Origin of the sequence: Novipirellula caenicola (assembly GCF_039545035.1) — a bacterium.
Classification (GTDB): Bacteria; Planctomycetota; Planctomycetia; order Pirellulales; family Pirellulaceae; genus Novipirellula; species Novipirellula caenicola.
In genome coordinates this window covers 306,630-322,132 of the sequence record NZ_BAABRO010000003.1, presented here as the reverse complement: position 1 = coordinate 322,132, position 15,503 = coordinate 306,630, and the positions used below count along the sequence as shown (strand labels likewise).

Below are 15,503 nucleotides of genomic sequence, written 5' to 3'. Positions count from 1 at the left end.
TGACTAGCGGACTGTGGACGAAGAAGGTTAGAAAATGGGAGGTTAGAAAATGCAGGAACGGATGCTTCTCGCAAGTCTCGACAGTCCCGTGCGCAACGCTAGTGGAGGCATTCGTAAACATGGGGCCCGCAATCGCATCATTCAATCAGAGGGGCAAACCTCTTTCATTGTTCGAAGTTGTTGCATCCACGGCCCATCCCACGGTTTCCAAACTGGGTCTCTCGTGTCAATGAACCATTGTCAGAAAGCGATTCGAATCTGTGCGAATCGCGGTGCACCGTTGGGTGATGAAGGCTGGATCGACTCGATTGTCAGGCGACTCAATCTAGAATCAACGATGCGGCCAAGAGTTCGTCCACGAGTTCGACCATTGCCAAAAAACATATTGAAGGGCATCTGAACGCAGCATGAAGAATCGGAACGGTTTATGATCAGCTAAGCACGTCTAACGAACACCTCGTCCCTCTGCGTTCAGGTACACCTCCATGGCAATGATTTTTCGAATTCATTCTTCACTAGTTGGAACCGCCGCGGCATTGTTGATCCTTACAACGATTGCACCTTGCAACGCTGAGACACCGGAAATTGTGGTGATAAGTAGTGCAGAAAGCTCGCAAGTACGTTCAATAGATAAATTGCTTCAAGTTTCGTATGGGTATAACTATGAGGCGATTTCAATGGTTTGCAACATAATTAAAGAGTGGCGAGACCCTAACGGAATCGAAGATTATCGGTTTGATCCTTCCTTTTTGGAAAGTCCAAATGTTGTTCTGCTGATATTCGATTTGGATGTTGGTACTGTCGGGCCGGATCAGGCCGCCGCAATAAATAAGTTCGTAAATAGTCCTCGAACGATTATTGGAATTGGCAACGGACTGAAGAAGGTATCCGCTATCGACCAACACCGGCCCCAAAGGATTGACCAGACCAAATCGATTGACCTGGGTGCCGTTTGTTTTGGATACGCTGGTTCTCGCAAAGGGCAGCGCACTACCCAAATATTCTTTGAAAGTGGTGTCTCAGTCGGTTTAAGCAAGCCACTCAGATTCCCCAGTTCCAAAGTCGACTTGCCCGTCGCTTTATCCGGAACTGCAAAATTGACCTCTACGGCAATTCCAATCGCTCGGACAAGCACAGGAATTCCAGTGATTTGGGCATACTTGCGACCCTCAGGGGGCTGGTCGTATTTTCTCGATATCGACGATAAATCGAACATTGAGTTCCCAGCGATCCGCGAATTGCTGGAATCCATAATCTCCAGTTGCTTGGAAACATCAGCGTTGCCGGAGCGAGAAAAGGCAAATTCGGACTAAGGGGAATTCTCCGGGGGAGGAATCAGCAAAAGCAGTCAACGGAGTGCGCCACCAACACGCGGCAACTACAGGTTGCATCGGTGAGAAACGATGTCACTATAGCCCGCCGCGCGGCAGTCTTTCTTTTCCGACCACGCGGATGGATAACGCCCTTTTGACGTGCGACGACAGCAACAGGAAACGCTTCTAGACATAGCCTATCGTTGGCTTACCAAGGCTGACTTGGACACAAATGACGTGTGAATGCCGGAGCGGCGGACGCGATTGAAACGTGCATCGCCTGCCAATGCGGATGTAAAAAGGCTACCGCTTGCGTCGCTCCGGCATGCGTTTGCGTCCTTAATCCGGCCTACGGCTTTGCAGTGGCGACGGAGACACCGCCGAATGAGTGGACCTGAAATGCGGAACCGAGCTGTTTTTGCAACTTTCGAGCGGGCCGTCGCGAGAGCACCACTTCGGGGGCAATCGCTAAAATACCGTGCAGCGGCTGATTGCTGACAATTTCGACCGCCAAATCGTCACGAATTGCGTACGGGCCATCAACAACGTATCGCAGGTATTCGCCATGCTCAAAGCGCTGATGCGGCTCGCGGAGCATGCTCTGCTCGATCAAGCCAGGATCAAGAAAAACGACCGATCCGTTGGACGCGACATTATTGACATGAGCAATTGCGTCTCGCCAATTTTCACCTCGATGCACGAGCCACTCACCGCGACTTAGCCGCGCGGCCGTCCCCTGCGACTGCATCAATAAGCCTAGCAGCAGCACCATCAGTGTCCCGGCTGTGACCGATTGAACGGCGGTATTGCGTTCAATTGAAAACGCTTTCGATGCCTCAGCAATCGCGGCACCAAAAAACCATGCTAGCAGCGGTAGCGATGCGACCAAATAGCGTCGATGCCAAAGTGCAGCAAACTCGAAATAGGCCACGCCCCAAAAACAAAGAGCACTGACGACCGCAATCGCAACCAACGCGAACATCAACGTGACGGGCTCGCGTGATTGCCAGCCACCACTGCTCTGTTGCCTCACAAATCGCTGCCACAAGAACCCAGCAGTCCACACCAAAAACGGTACGACGACGAGGTACGTCCAGGGCCAAAGGTGTAGGACCTGTTTTAGCGAAGTCGCCGAGGCGAAACTGGCCCACATCTTTCGCTCATTCCACACCTCAAGCCCACCACTTGCCACCAACGACAACGCCACCACTGCAAAGGCAGCAACAAACGGCAGATCCCATTTCGACAAACGCAGTGTGGCGTGCCAATCGGCGCATCCCCATCGCACCAGCACCGCGACGACCAACCATCCCAAAACTCCGAGCGAAGTAATTTGACACAGCCCCGCCACCCCGATAGCAACACCAAGCCCCACCCACTGCAGCGAACGTCGACCGTCGGCGGGTGACATGCTCCACAACCGAGACGCGAACCCGCACGCAATCGCCGAGGCAAAGATCACGGCGGCGTAGGGGCGAAGTTCGGTGCCGAAAAAAATCGAGTTCGACTCGACCGCCAACACCAAACCGGCGGCAATGCCACCAACGAGCGAACGGTGGAATTTTGCCACCGCAATAAAGACGCAACTGCATGCCACTGCAACGGCCAATACGCTGCTGAGCCGCATCGCGATCTCGCTGCTGCCGACAAGCTGTTTCCAACCCCAAAGCCACTGGAAATAGAACGGCTGTTGATGGCCAAACGCCGACCGCGTCGTCACATTGGCAAACGAATCGTTCACGGTCCAGGCCGTATGCAATTCATCCACCCAAAAACTTTCCTCCGACGCAGGAAGTCGCAAACCGCAAGCAATCACAAAAATCACTGCGGCAATCACCCACAACGTCGACCGCTTCGGACAGACATCGCTCATGCCTTGGCATCAACCAGACGAGCGAAAATGTCACGCATTTGACGGATGTGATCCGAGTGAATGTCGAGATGCGTGACAAAGCGAATCGCTTGGTCACTGATCGCAAAACAACGCACACCGTGCTCTTCCAGTTTCGCCACCCATTCGTTGGCACTTCCAAGATTCGCTGCGATCTCGACGGCAACGATATTGGAGTCGATACTATTTCCCCGAATTGAAAACCCTTCGTGCGACCGGAACACGTCACCGAGCTGTTTGGCGTGCTCGTGATCTTCACCCAGTCGGCCTCGATGGTTTTCGATCGCGTACAAGGCACCGGCGGCGATGATGCCGGCTTGTCGCATCCCGCCACCAAACAGTTTTCGCGTCCGACGTGCTTGTTCGATAAAATCGCGGCTGCCGACCAAGGCCGAGCCGACGGGGGCTCCGAGTCCTTTGCTAAAACAAACGCTGACGGAATCAAACGGCGCGGCGAGCTCGGCTTCGCTGATTCCCGTGGCGGCCGCGGCGTTCCACAGCCGAGCTCCATCGAGATGGGTCGCCACCCCTTCGGACTTCGCCCATTGGCACGACTCGATGACGTCGGCCTGAGGCAAAATCCGGCCGCCGCCGCGATTGTGAGTGTTCTCCAAACAGAGCAGCCGCGTATGAACGAAGTGGTCGTTATGGGCACGGACCTGGCCACGCAGATGCTCGATTTTCAGCACCCCGCCCTGCCCCGGGATCGTTTTCGCCACCAAACCCGACAGCGAGGCAAACGCTCCCTGTTCATACTGATAAATGTGGCAATCTTGCTCGCAAATAAACTCGCTGCCGCGATCACAATGGACTCGCACGGCGACTTGGTTGGTCATCGAGCCGCTGGGCATAAATGCGGCGGCTTCTTTGCCGAGGATTTCTGCGGTTAAATGCTCCAGCCGCTCCACAGTGGGGTCAATATCGATGACCGCGTCACCGACTTCGGCTTCGGCCATCGCTTTCCGCATCGCGGGCGTGGGCTTGGTCAAAGTGTCGCTACGTAGGTCGATTTCTTGACGCATTGTGGATAATTCGAGGGGGCTGCGGCTAAACAAAACGCATTGTATCGGCTTATGATACCGTTGGGAGAGGCTTGCCCGCCTGTCTACGCATTCCGCCTGTCTACGAAACTGAACGAAGCCTGCGAATAAGCAAACCATGACCGTATCGAATCCATCCAGCTCAAACCTCCCAACGCTCCAGATCCAGCGAGTGGATGCTCGCGAGGGCTCGGCGGACATTTTGCTTCAGCTGCGTCGAAAACTCAGTCCCGCAGGCGATGTCGTCAGCCCCCGAGGCCGGGCGCTGACCGAAAAGGTGTTTGGCAAACCGTTGACGCCCGTGGAAGTGGTCCAGACGATTTGCAATGACGTCCAAACCGAAGGCACCGCGGCGCTACTGCGGTACTGTCAAGCACTCGACAATGCCGAGCTTTCGGCCGCCGAGCTTCGCGTCCCCGCCGAGGCACTTGAGCAGGCTCACGCCGCGGCGGATCCAAAATTGATCGAATCGATTCGCCGGATTCGTGACAACATCACCGAATTCCAATCAGCGATCCTGCACCAAGATGTCACCATCGAGCCTCGCGCGGGCGTCCGTTTGACTCAGCGTTATGTGCCGCTTGAACGCATCGGCGTGTGCGTTCCCGGCGGTGCTGCCGCCTACCCATCGACCGTGCTGATGACGGTCGTTCCGGCCCAGGTCGCTGGGGTGAAACAGATCGCCGTGGTCGCTCCGCCAACCAAGTTTGGTGCGTACAACACCGACATGTTGGCGACGTGCCACGAGCTAGGTGTCAGCGAAGTTTATCGCATGGGCGGCGCACAAGCGGTCGCAGCAATGGCGTACGGCTGCGACTGCATCGAGCCGGTTCACAAGATCGTCGGTCCCGGCAACCTGTTTGTCGCACTGGCGAAGAAGCATGTGTTTGGAACGGTCGACATCGATTCGTTCGCGGGCCCGAGCGAAGTGATCGTGATCGCCGATGGCACCGCCCGCGCCGACTACATCGCCGCCGACTTGTTGGCGCAAGCTGAACACTCACCGGGGTCCGCGATCCTGATCACTTGGGACGAAACGCTGATCGACGCGGTTCACGACGAGTTGGCGAAGCAAGTGGTCCAGCTCGAACGCAACGAATTGACTGTGGAGAGTCTCGAAGCCTTTGGCGCGTTGATCCTGGTTCGCGATGAACAACAAGCGTGTGAACTGACCGACGATTTTGCTCCCGAGCATTTGCATATCGAAACCGCAAACCCACGCGACCAAATCGCCAAGATTCGCAACAGCGGCGCAGCGTTCTTGGGCCACCATACACCGGTGGCACTGGGCGACTACGCAGCCGGGCCGAGCCATGTGTTGCCGACCGGAGGGACTTGCACTTGGGCAGCCGGATTGTCGAGCAACAGTTTCTTGCGAAGCGGCAGTATTACCGAGTTCGATGAACCTGCACTGAAACAAATCGCTCCTGATGTCGAGCGACTTGCCGAGAAAGAAGGGCTGACCGCTCACGCCCGCAGCGTCTCGATCCGGCGTTGAGCAATCAGCTGGAGACGTATAATCAATGACTGAACCATTGCCCCGTGCTAGATTTTGCAAAAGGTCCCGCATAAAGGATCTTTAGCAAGATCCACTACGCCAGTTATTTGTTTCGCATCCAGTGCGAAGGTTCCAAACACGAAAACAAAAACATGTCCACCGCCAAAAGCTTCGATGAAACGCCATCTTCGATGACGCCGGCTGAGTTTTTGGTTTGGGAGCGGGGGCAAGTGGAGAGACATGAATACACCGGCGGCAAGGTTTATCTTCAATCCGGTGCAAGCCGCCAACATAACCGAATCGTATCGAACTTGATCCGACGACTGGACGAAAAGCTCGAAGATCGTCCCTGTGACGTTTACGCAAACGACCTACGCTTGTGGATCAACGCGGCACAATCCTATTACTATCCTGATGTGCTTGCGATTTGTGGCGAAGCGGAGTCGGCCGATGACACGTTTGATACGCTGATCAACCCACAATTGGTAATCGAAATCTACAGCCAATCGACTCGTGGCGTTGACGACATTATCAAACGTCGACATTACCGGACGGTTCCGTCGATTCGTGAATACGTTTACATCGATCAATATGCAATTGCGGTGGAACGACTCCGAAAATTGGACGACGAACACTGGGAATCGGTATTGTTTGAATCGATGGATCAAACGTTTGAACTATCCAGTATCGGATGCCAATTGAGTGTCGCCGACATTTATCGCCGCGTTGAATTTAACCATCCCGAGCCACCTTCTAGCTGAAACGAATTAAGAAGTGCCCGAGTCATCGTTCTTCCGTCCTGCCCTTGCCAAAATGCAGCCCTACACGCCGGGTGAACAGCCTGCGCCGGGCAAAACGGTCAAGCTGAACACCAACGAAAACCCCTACCCGCCACCCAAGGCGGTGGTCGAGGCGATTCAGCATGCGGCCACCGGTGCAATCAACCGTTACCCCGACCCGGTGGCGACCGCGTTTCGCCGGGCGGCTGCTAACGCGTTGGGGTTACCCGGTCCCGAATGGATCCTGGCGGGCAATGGCAGTGACGAGATCCTGACGATGTTGGTTCGTGGCTTTGTCGGTGAAGGGCAACGATTGCGACTGCCCTACCCCAGCTACATCCTGTACCGCACATTGGCGGACATCCAAGGTGCCGATTGGGAGCAGGTTGCGTTTGAAGACGGTTGGAAATTGCCGGCCGCGTTCGGGGAAACGGCAGACAACGTTCGTTTGGTTTTCTTGCCTAATCCGAACAGCCCCAGCGGCACCGTGGTCCCGCCTGAGGAAATTGAGCAACTCGCCTCAACGATGACCTGCCCGTTGGTCGTTGATGAAGCGTATGCGGACTTTGCCGAAACGAATTGCTTGGACCTAGTCCAAAAACACGAAAACATCCTTGTAACCCGCACGCTCAGCAAATCTTACGGGTTGGCTGGGATTCGGTTTGGTTTCCTAGTCGCTCAACCGCATGTGATCGCCGAGCTTGCCAAGATCAAAGACAGTTACAACTGTGACATGATTTCGATCGCCGCAGCCACCGCCGCGATGGGTTGCCAAGACTGGTTGGCGGATGTGGTTGCCAAGATGAACGCGACGCGATCGCGACTTGCCGAACGACTGGCAACACTCGGGTTCAACGTCACGCCGTCGCAAGCGAACTTTGTTTGGTGCCAACACCCCAGCGGTGACCACCAAGGGATGTACGAATTTTTGAAGAAGAATCAAATCCTGGTTCGCTTCATGAAATTTCCTGAGTGGGGTGACGGACTGCGGATCTCGGTCGGAACCGATGAACAAATTGATGTCTGCTTGATGTTGCTCGAAAACTACTTGAAGAAAAACGCATGACACGCACCGCAACGATCGCTCGCAAAACGGGCGAAACCGATATCCAATTGACGCTGAACCTTGACGGTGATGGCGGCGGCACACGCTCATCCGGGATCGGTTTCCTTGATCACATGCTCGATCTATTGGCGAAACATGCGTTGATTGATTTGGACGTCAAGGCGAAAGGCGATCTGCATGTCGACGATCATCACACCGCCGAAGATATCGGCATCGCACTTGGCCAAGCGATGCACGAAGCGCTGGGCAACCGAGCGGGAATCCGACGCTATGGGCACTTCACACTGCCGATGGACGAATGCTTGGTAACCGCCGCAGTGGATCTCGGTGGTCGTTACGCGTTTGAATACCACGCACCGATTGCTGCGAGCAAGATCGGTACGTTCGACAGCGAATTGGTGGAACATTTCTGGCAATCGTTTGCGGCGAATTCGCATAGCAATCTGCACGTCGTGTTGCACCACGGCCGCAACGCGCACCACATCGCCGAGTGTGTTTTTAAAGCGACCGCACGTGCAATCCGAATGGCGGCTGAAAGTGACCCACGAAGCGATGCGATCCCAAGCACCAAAGGTGTGCTGTAGCGACGGATCGATCAAAACCGGTGCCCCGAGACGCGATTCGATTAGGTGAGTAATGGAATTTATCTGGAATGATGGCGGACGGGCAGCCAGCGGGTTTGTGGGACTGACCGGCGACTGCGTCACTCGTTCGATCGCGATCGCCACGGGAACAAGTTACCGCGACGTCTATCGCGAACTCGGCGAGGTGAGCAACAAAACCCCTCGCAATGGAGTCTGCACCCATCATAGCGAGGCTTACTTAAAACAGCTGCGTTGGCAATACACACCGGGCCGCGGACAGCGGTTCCTTGCCGACTCGCTGCCCAAAGGTGTCGTAGTGGTTCATTTGGAAATGCCCACGCGACGACGTCACGGTCACTTCTGTACCGTGATTGATCACGTGATCCATGACACGTGGAACCCCAGCGAAGAACCCGACTATCAAATCGTGGGTTACTGGACGTGTGCGGCGGCCGCAAGCGAAACCCCCCTGCCCTGCCCTGCACCAGGGTCGTCACAAAATGCCGAGCAGGTGACGACGCAAAAGGAATTCGACAAGATCCTGCATCGGCTCCGCGCGTTGGACAGCACGGCCAACAACCACGCCAGCACCGAAGGCGAGAAACGCAATGCGTTGCGAATGATGCAGAACTTGATGCTGCGACACAACTTGTCGCGCGAAGACATCCGCGACGATGACAATGTCGAAAGCGTCTGCTTTACCCGTCGAGCGTGTCCGGTCAATGGACGCCGAGCCTGCGCGTGGGAAAAATGGCTAGCCGCCTACTTAGTCACAGAAATTTTCCCGATGACAGGCTGGTATTACGGAGTCAAAGGCAATCGGACCTTGTTTTGGTTCTACGGGCCGGTCGAGGACGTCCAGAACTGCATCACGCTGTTTCGCGAGCTGTTACTGACCATTGCGACAGCGGCCCAATTGCAATACGGCGGCCACTCGCGTGGCAGCGGAGCGTCGTACGCCGAAGGCTACGTTCGCGGTCTGCCACGCCACAATTCGCCTGACGAAGACGACGACACCCAACCGAGCGAAGTGGTCAGCGAAACCGCCCTCGTGCATGCTCGCACGATGGCGGTTCAAGACGCCGCACGAAAATGGCTCCGACTAGAATGCGGCGTCTCGATCGTGACGACGTACGGAAGCGGCCGCAATCAACACGATCCGGATGCGGCAGATCGAGGCAAGCGGCACGGCGCGAAACATGACGTCACCGCCGAGAACGGCCGCAAACGGCTTGGATTCTCCTAAGGCGGTTCATGCCGCTGGCCTTAGCAAGGCTAACCACCGCGGCAACGTCCTTTGAAAAACAGTCCAACGCCATAGACAAGTCGCTAGCGTCATAGCTGCTTCCTTATCACGAAAAACTTCGGTGCCCAAACATTCTCCTTTCGTTAAATGCTTCAGAGATAGGTTTGGCCGATCCAGTCGATAGACGAACGATCAACTGCTGCGATCGAAGGCTCGCAGCAACGCGGAGGCTACTTCGACTCACGTAACTTTTTTTAAATCGAAATTGTTTGATGTAGCCATACCTCATTCTCATCCTCCCGTTATACCGATCGGCTGGCAATAGCATCACGCAGGTCTACTTGTCGCAGGCCCGCGTTGCTGTGGCAGTTCTTCATAGGCGATGATTGCAAAAACTTCCCCAACCAGGTTACTTTCTCGAAAGGTAATCTCCAGAAGCCAATCGATCGGCCAGCCCCATCTTGGATCGTCGAATCGATCGATTCCCCGAAGGAATATCACTTCCATGACGAGTTGACATCAGAGCAAAAATGTCTCGATGATCGATGCTTGATCGAAAAGCTTTTAGTTTGATACAAAATACGTATCACCTAACTCGCAAATTGTTTAGGTAGATGGTTCTCGAAGTCGCATATTTGAAAAGCATATCACGAGCTAATCTGGCGTCGTAATCGCATACAGCTTATGCAAATCATCATCACGACTCTCATCATCTGGTTGTGCCATATTATCCTTTTATTACTCACCAGACAACTTTGTGTTGTTCAAGGATCGTTCGATAGACACCAAATTGTAAAATCAATTCAGACTTGACTTGTTGTTCGCTCCAGCCTTTCTTTTCCCCAAGATCAACGATTGCTTGTAAGCCATCATTCACCGCATAAGCATAGTCATCACCATGAACTACAGCCCCCTTTTCAATGTTCAATTTCATTGAAGTATTGCCAGCCATCAACACTTCCTCTGTCGCAGATACGCTTTCCCTAGGACGCGGAGAAAGCACAATTGCACCAGCAAACAATCTAGCGGTCACATCTTTACTAGCACCAACAGCAAACGCCTGGGTCGCAATGCTTGAGAATTGAAAAAGAGTGGTTTTCTACACGCGTCCACCCTGGTTTTTAAAACGGAAGCCTAATGGGAAATCGCATCAAGCTGATGCACCATCGCCAAAGTACTGAACGATGATGGCCCCCGACCCTGCCGTCGAAGAAAATTCTATTAACGACTAGACTGGCTTTCAAAAATCCAAGATTTTGCTAAGTCAACCGAGATTACATTAATGCCCAGGATATCCGCTGATATCGATAATACGATCTTGAAACACAAACCGTGTCTGCCCTGTACGTTTGGCATAGGCTTTTAACTGGTCTGCGACGAGCGTTGTAAGTGCTGCCCGTCGCACAAAATCTAAATCGCGAAAGTTTGTGCCAATGGGATCAAGTGATGTTGGAACCTTGGCATCAACGCTCGACGAGAAGTTGGGATCTCGCTGGTCAACAAACTCAACGTCGGAATTGGGTTGAACAGCATCAAAATTCAACGTATTTTCAGGATCAATTAATCGATCTTGATCACTCCGCCGGATCGCGAACGCAATCCCATTTGCCCCCTCTCGAATGACGCGGAAATCACCAAAAACAAACGTTGCAGCGCCGTTCAGCTTAGCACGAGAATCAATTAGCGGCGTCGCATTGACGATGCCGTTCTTAAGCTGCGTCGTCGGATCCGGCCCCGTAACATCGACATTCGTTCTGATATCAGTGAACCCTAATGCGCCAGGTGGTACTGCCGGGTCAGGAACATTGTATTGATCAAACTCTACGAGGTAGTGGTCTGTTCCGAGGATCGAAATTGTTTTTGGATTTACGCTTGTGCCGTGTGTATCCGCTGCAAACTGATCGACGTAGTCAATCACTATCTGAGACGGCCGAGCCCCCGCACCGATTGAGTAGTACTTGCTCGTGTCGGATCCAAAGATGTCCAAAGTTTCGTTCGAGGACAAAGCAACCCCGTCAAAAGCGACCTTTGTCTCCGCTGTCAAGAAATTGATATAGCCAGGGAACGGATCTCCGGCTGAAAAAGGCCCATCATTTAATGCAACCGTCGCGAATTCACTGGAGAAATTCACGTTGTCGGAAAAGATTCCACCTGAAAAAAATGCCCCAGTCCCCCCAGCTAGAGCACCAAGACTCAACGAGCTACTTCCTCCAAAAAAGCTAGCCGAACTGCTGCTCGACTCATCTGATAACGGCGAACCTCCACTACCACGGTTCATTGGTGTCGCTTGAACGAATTGTTCATCCTCCTCCCTCTCATTTGGCTGAAGTAATGGCTTTTCCATATTGCCATCGTCGTTGACCGACGCGCCGAGCGCAGCTGGTGTGGGTTGCTGTAGTACAGGTTCGGTCTGCATTGCAGCGGCTAAGCGAATCTCAAATGGTTTTAATTGCCAAGCAGTGCCGGACGAATCCACACGTCGAATCACTCCGCTGGAATCGACCGCAAACGTGTTCCCACCGGTCACCATCGATGCTTGGTGGACCATGGACTGGGCGACGACTTCCCCGTCGATAACCTCGAATACTCCTCCAGCCGGTTGTTTTTCTAACTGAACGATTGCTCTCTTTAGATCAAGCACCAAAGCACCACTGACGACTGTCAATTGGGTATCACCAGGATGTATTACTCTCGCTTCCCCCTTGGTAATATTTACACGCCATTGAAGGTCCACTTGCTCGATCGCAGCAGTCGTTGAAGCATTGAGGATAATGACGGGGCCATCGACGAGAATCATTGCCACCCTACTATCACTTCGCGTGCTGATCGTGTCTCCAGCTTTCAACCCGCCACCACGAATCACACGTAGCGACTGTTCGCCGCGTTGCAATATCACATCTCCAGAGCATAGTGTGACCGTACCTTGCCACGGTTCAGCATCTAGGCCATTCGCACCAAGATTGGAGACGAAGCACGCCAACACCGCGAACGCTACATACGCAATCATATTTAATGTTCGTAGGACCATAATTTTATCCTTGATGAGAGGGCCTGGTAGTTCAACCGTGTAGAGCTACAGTGTGAAAATCAGCTGCGTGCTGAAAATGTGTCGGGCATAGTCGTAGAACTGCACACCAAACAAGTTCTCAGTGTCCGATGAGTCGTTGTTGATGTACGTGTAGTCGAGACGAAGACTAACGGGTCGAACAAAATTTTTCTGCAATCCTGTACGAACTTCCAACCGATCATCGTCTCGGGGACGACCGAAAAAATCGAGGCTATTGGGATTGTCGTAGTCGTCCCAGACAAAGCGAACATCCAAGTCGGCAATCCAGCTATCGCAAAATGGCCGCTCGATTCGCCCGGTTACCATATTGGATGTACGGTCAAAGTCAGAGCCGTCCGCGTTCGTTTCAGCGTACTGGTAACCCGCATAGACTCTCCCATTTCCACCAAAGGTGTAAAGAGCTTGAGTGACACCAAAACGATGGGTTTCTGCCGACTGCTCTTGAGCCGCAATCAAGGCGGGAGCACGCGCATCGACTGGATTGAACTCGTAAAACATCGTCGTATGACCGTACGTGCTCAACCGACTGAGCGAGGGCGTCAGACGATGTTCGCTTGCGAATCGAGACTCGTCAACCAAAGTATGATGAAATTCGTATCGGAGGGATCCAACTAGTTTTTCGAACAGCAGCCCGTTCACGTAGGCGCCGCCCATATAGTCCTGAATGTTGAAACGATTCAAGTCAACCTGAAACGTGTTGTAGGTGCTACCGACCAGACCAAGGTTACCGACATCAGATGTCAACAACTGCAGATCTAAGAACGATGCCATTAGAAAGCGATAGTCTTCGTAATCGATATTTGATCCGAGTCCTGAAAACTTCGGCTGCAGTGGCACGTTGCTGTCGAACTCGCCAGCGAATAGGATAGTCAGGTTGTAATTCTTGTCAGGGATTCTACGGCTGTCCACAAGACTCCCTGTCGCTGCCTGCGTACCGGTGATCGTACCGAGGCGCTGTGCAACATCGACCGGAACCTGCATCGCGACCTGCTGAATTTGCGTCATCTGGCTTTCGTCGTAACCCGCATTTCGCAGCGAGTGTTCTGCTCGCTCTGGTTGATTCTGACGCAGGATAGCGAGTCCTCGCAAAAAATGCGAATAAGAATCCTTTGCGTTTTCGCTCAGGTAAAGATCGACAGCCATCTCACTCTCAACCGCTCGATCAAGATGCAGATATCCGGCCGCCAGATACTTGCTAGTTTCTTTGGGTGCATCGGATCGAGATGCAAGTTCCTCCAGAATCGCAACACCACCTTCCACATCACCACTCTCGAAATTCCACATGGCAGCCGCGTAAAGAGCAGCTGTGTCCTCGGTATCGAGTTGCCCTAGCACTCTTACCGCTTTTCGATATTTCCCTTCGAGCGACTCGGCAATGGCAAGGTGAAATCGCATCTCAAGATCAATTTCGTCACTCGTATAAATGCAGGAAGCTTCGGTGAAGGTCACCGGAGGGACTGCTGGCTCAGACACTACAGCCGTTTCACCGGCCGCCCAGGTGGCAACTTGCTCGAAATCACCAGCAAGCAAACAAGCCGATAGCAAATGAAAAAAAGTTAGATAGATGCACCCGATTGAAATCACAAGCAGAGCATTTGTTTTCCGAGAGAAAGCGGATATTTCTCGATGCCTCATATTTGACTCCATTCCATAACTACCACTCCATTCGATGGGCTCAGCAAGAACGACACACCGCACCCCACTGAGGTAGTTCGGAACAACCCCTCAATCCAGAAAAGTGAACACTCTTGAGAATTGGTAAAACCCAACTAATCGGACCGGTAAATCCAAATGTCCCTCATAAACGGCAAAACCCGCTTGCTTTAACACCCAACTGGATTGCCAGCGTCTCAAACGGTGATCTTTACAAAGAGACGAAGTGGGGTTCAGTCTCTGTCATAAAAGAAAGTTCCGCTGTTTCGCGAACTGTTACTGACGATTGCGACGGCGGCCCAATTGCAATACGGCGGCCATTCGCGTGGCAGCGGTGCATCGTATGCCGAAGGCTATGTTCGCGGTCTGCCTCGCCACCATTCGTCTGACGAAGATGACGCAGGCCAACCGAGCGAAGTGGTCAGCGAAACCGCCTTGGTGCATGCTCGCACGATGGCGGTTCAAGACGCCGCACGAAAATGGCTCCGATTGGAATGCGGCGTCTCGATCGTGACGACGTACGGAAGCGGCCGCAATCAACACGATCCGGCTGCTGCGGACCGCGGCAAGCGGCACGGCGCGAAACATGATGTCACCGCCGAGAATGGTCGCAAACGGCTTGGATTCTCCTAAGGCGGCTTTGCACGATTCCCATGCCGCTGGCCTTAGCAAGGCTAACCACCGCGGCGACATCCTCTGCTGCCATATGCACTGTCTGTACACGCTGTCGTTGACGGATCATCTCTGGTGACCGGTCATGACGGTCGCCGTTGATTCGGGTTTCAGCATCCAAATCGCAAACGGGTGCGATAACCCATATCGACTAATGGGGGGATCCACCCTGACACCGCTACTAGAAACACGTCATAATGACGGCAGCCAGTCACGTAACGAATACCGTCACGTAACCAATACTCATGGAGGATGTGATGATCTTGTTCAAGCACTCATTCCGCCCCGGCGATTGGGTGATTTATCGCAAACAAAAAAGCAGTACGACGCCCGGCCCACGTGCTGAAAATGTGCACGCGGCGTCCAAGGGCAATCTGTATCGGTACACCGTCGATAAGTACTGGGTCGTCGAATCGATCACCGAAGAAGGCCGCGTCTTGCTTCGCACCCGCCGTGGCAAACGTCACACCGCAGACCCAAACGATCCTCAACTACGAAAAGCTCGTTTCTGGGTACGATGGCTCTACCGTGATCGCTTCGAGGCGGCCCAGTCGGGTGCCGAGACGGCCAATGAACCATGCGGAACCTCCACCGATTCACCGACCGACGATCCACCAGCCACCGATTGAACGAGCGATCGAGACTCGGCCCACTCCGTGTTTTGCGAAAGGTCTTCGCGATTTCCATTCGCTTC

13 protein-coding genes are annotated in these 15,503 nt (G+C 53.5%); 8 read left to right on the top strand and 5 right to left on the bottom strand.

Annotation, left to right across the window (positions count from 1 at the left end; all coding sequences use genetic code 11):
* Window positions 1-485: 485 nt before the first annotated feature.
* Complete coding sequence (locus ABEA92_RS08580; RefSeq protein WP_345683406.1) at window positions 486-1,313, top strand: hypothetical protein; 828 nt, start codon at window positions 486-488, stop codon at window positions 1,311-1,313.
* Window positions 1,314-1,662: 349 nt separating this feature from the next.
* Here ABEA92_RS08580 and ABEA92_RS08575 read toward each other — a convergent pair whose 3' ends face one another.
* Window positions 1,663-3,186 carry a hypothetical protein gene (locus tag ABEA92_RS08575; protein WP_345683405.1) on the bottom strand — a complete coding sequence of 508 codons (1,524 nt, stop codon included), beginning with the start codon at window positions 3,184-3,186 and terminating at the stop codon, window positions 1,663-1,665.
* Window positions 3,183-4,226: a threonine aldolase family protein gene (locus ABEA92_RS08570; protein ID WP_345683404.1), complete on the bottom strand. Its 1,044-nt coding sequence runs from the start codon at window positions 4,224-4,226 to the stop codon at window positions 3,183-3,185. Before ABEA92_RS08570 ends, ABEA92_RS08575 begins: the two co-directional genes overlap by 4 nt.
* Window positions 4,227-4,362: 136 nt before the next feature.
* Here ABEA92_RS08570 and hisD point away from each other — a divergent pair, with 136 nt between their 5' ends.
* The 5 genes from hisD to ABEA92_RS08545 all read left to right on the top strand — a co-directional run bounded on the left by hisD (window position 4,363) and on the right by ABEA92_RS08545 (window position 9,417).
* On the top strand, window positions 4,363-5,742 hold the full coding sequence (hisD, locus tag ABEA92_RS08565; RefSeq protein ID WP_345683403.1) for a histidinol dehydrogenase: 1,380 nt from the start codon (window positions 4,363-4,365) through the stop codon (window positions 5,740-5,742).
* A 152-nt stretch (window positions 5,743-5,894) separates the two neighbouring features.
* A complete protein-coding gene (locus ABEA92_RS08560; RefSeq protein WP_345683402.1) occupies window positions 5,895-6,503 on the top strand; it encodes a Uma2 family endonuclease in 609 nt (202 codons plus the stop codon).
* Between the two features lie 13 nt (window positions 6,504-6,516).
* The gene (gene hisC, locus ABEA92_RS08555; RefSeq protein WP_345683401.1) at window positions 6,517-7,587 is read left to right on the top strand and encodes a histidinol-phosphate transaminase; all 1,071 of its coding nucleotides are present in this window, start codon (window positions 6,517-6,519) and stop codon (window positions 7,585-7,587) included.
* A complete protein-coding gene (gene hisB / locus ABEA92_RS08550; protein ID WP_345683400.1) occupies window positions 7,584-8,171 on the top strand; it encodes an imidazoleglycerol-phosphate dehydratase HisB in 588 nt (195 codons plus the stop codon). The genes hisC and hisB overlap by 4 nt, the downstream gene beginning before the upstream one ends.
* A gap of 52 nt (window positions 8,172-8,223) precedes the next feature.
* Window positions 8,224-9,417, top strand: a complete 1,194-nt coding sequence (locus tag ABEA92_RS08545; RefSeq protein ID WP_345683399.1) for a DUF2786 domain-containing protein — start codon at window positions 8,224-8,226, stop codon at window positions 9,415-9,417.
* Window positions 9,418-10,159: 742 nt separating this feature from the next.
* On the opposite strand, the gene ABEA92_RS08540 is transcribed toward ABEA92_RS08545, so the two are convergent.
* The 3 genes from ABEA92_RS08540 to ABEA92_RS08530 all read right to left on the bottom strand — a co-directional run bounded on the left by ABEA92_RS08540 (window position 10,160) and on the right by ABEA92_RS08530 (window position 14,131).
* Window positions 10,160-10,369, bottom strand: coding sequence for a hypothetical protein (locus ABEA92_RS08540; RefSeq protein WP_345683398.1), 210 nt, complete (start codon window positions 10,367-10,369; stop codon window positions 10,160-10,162).
* A 327-nt stretch (window positions 10,370-10,696) separates the two neighbouring features.
* Window positions 10,697-12,445, bottom strand: a complete 1,749-nt coding sequence (locus ABEA92_RS08535; RefSeq protein WP_345683397.1) for a FecR domain-containing protein — start codon at window positions 12,443-12,445, stop codon at window positions 10,697-10,699.
* 45 nt (window positions 12,446-12,490) lie between these two features.
* Window positions 12,491-14,131 carry a hypothetical protein gene (locus tag ABEA92_RS08530; RefSeq protein WP_345683396.1) on the bottom strand — a complete coding sequence of 547 codons (1,641 nt, stop codon included), beginning with the start codon at window positions 14,129-14,131 and terminating at the stop codon, window positions 12,491-12,493.
* A gap of 309 nt (window positions 14,132-14,440) precedes the next feature.
* Here ABEA92_RS08530 and ABEA92_RS08525 point away from each other — a divergent pair, with 309 nt between their 5' ends.
* Both ABEA92_RS08525 and ABEA92_RS08520 read left to right on the top strand, forming a co-directional pair.
* Window positions 14,441-14,770 (top strand): hypothetical protein, encoded by a 330-nt coding sequence (locus ABEA92_RS08525; RefSeq protein WP_345683395.1) that lies wholly within the window; start codon window positions 14,441-14,443, stop codon window positions 14,768-14,770.
* Between the two features lie 296 nt (window positions 14,771-15,066).
* On the top strand, window positions 15,067-15,438 hold the full coding sequence (locus ABEA92_RS08520; RefSeq protein WP_345683394.1) for a hypothetical protein: 372 nt from the start codon (window positions 15,067-15,069) through the stop codon (window positions 15,436-15,438).
* Window positions 15,439-15,503 lie beyond the last annotated feature (65 nt).

Coding starts and splice junctions, on each gene's coding strand:
- ABEA92_RS08530 (WP_345683396.1), bottom strand. CDS start 14,131: ATGGAGTCAAATATGAGGCATCGAGAAATATCCGCTTTCTCTCGGAAA.
- ABEA92_RS08520 (WP_345683394.1), top strand. CDS start 15,067: ATGATCTTGTTCAAGCACTCATTCCGCCCCGGCGATTGGGTGATTTAT.
- hisB (WP_345683400.1), top strand. CDS start 7,584: ATGACACGCACCGCAACGATCGCTCGCAAAACGGGCGAAACCGATATC.
- ABEA92_RS08575 (WP_345683405.1), bottom strand. CDS start 3,186: ATGAGCGATGTCTGTCCGAAGCGGTCGACGTTGTGGGTGATTGCCGCA.
- ABEA92_RS08540 (WP_345683398.1), bottom strand. CDS start 10,369: ATGGCTGGCAATACTTCAATGAAATTGAACATTGAAAAGGGGGCTGTA.
- ABEA92_RS08545 (WP_345683399.1), top strand. CDS start 8,224: ATGGAATTTATCTGGAATGATGGCGGACGGGCAGCCAGCGGGTTTGTG.
- ABEA92_RS08580 (WP_345683406.1), top strand. CDS start 486: ATGGCAATGATTTTTCGAATTCATTCTTCACTAGTTGGAACCGCCGCG.
- ABEA92_RS08570 (WP_345683404.1), bottom strand. CDS start 4,226: ATGCGTCAAGAAATCGACCTACGTAGCGACACTTTGACCAAGCCCACG.
- ABEA92_RS08560 (WP_345683402.1), top strand. CDS start 5,895: ATGTCCACCGCCAAAAGCTTCGATGAAACGCCATCTTCGATGACGCCG.
- ABEA92_RS08535 (WP_345683397.1), bottom strand. CDS start 12,445: ATGGTCCTACGAACATTAAATATGATTGCGTATGTAGCGTTCGCGGTG.
- hisD (WP_345683403.1), top strand. CDS start 4,363: ATGACCGTATCGAATCCATCCAGCTCAAACCTCCCAACGCTCCAGATC.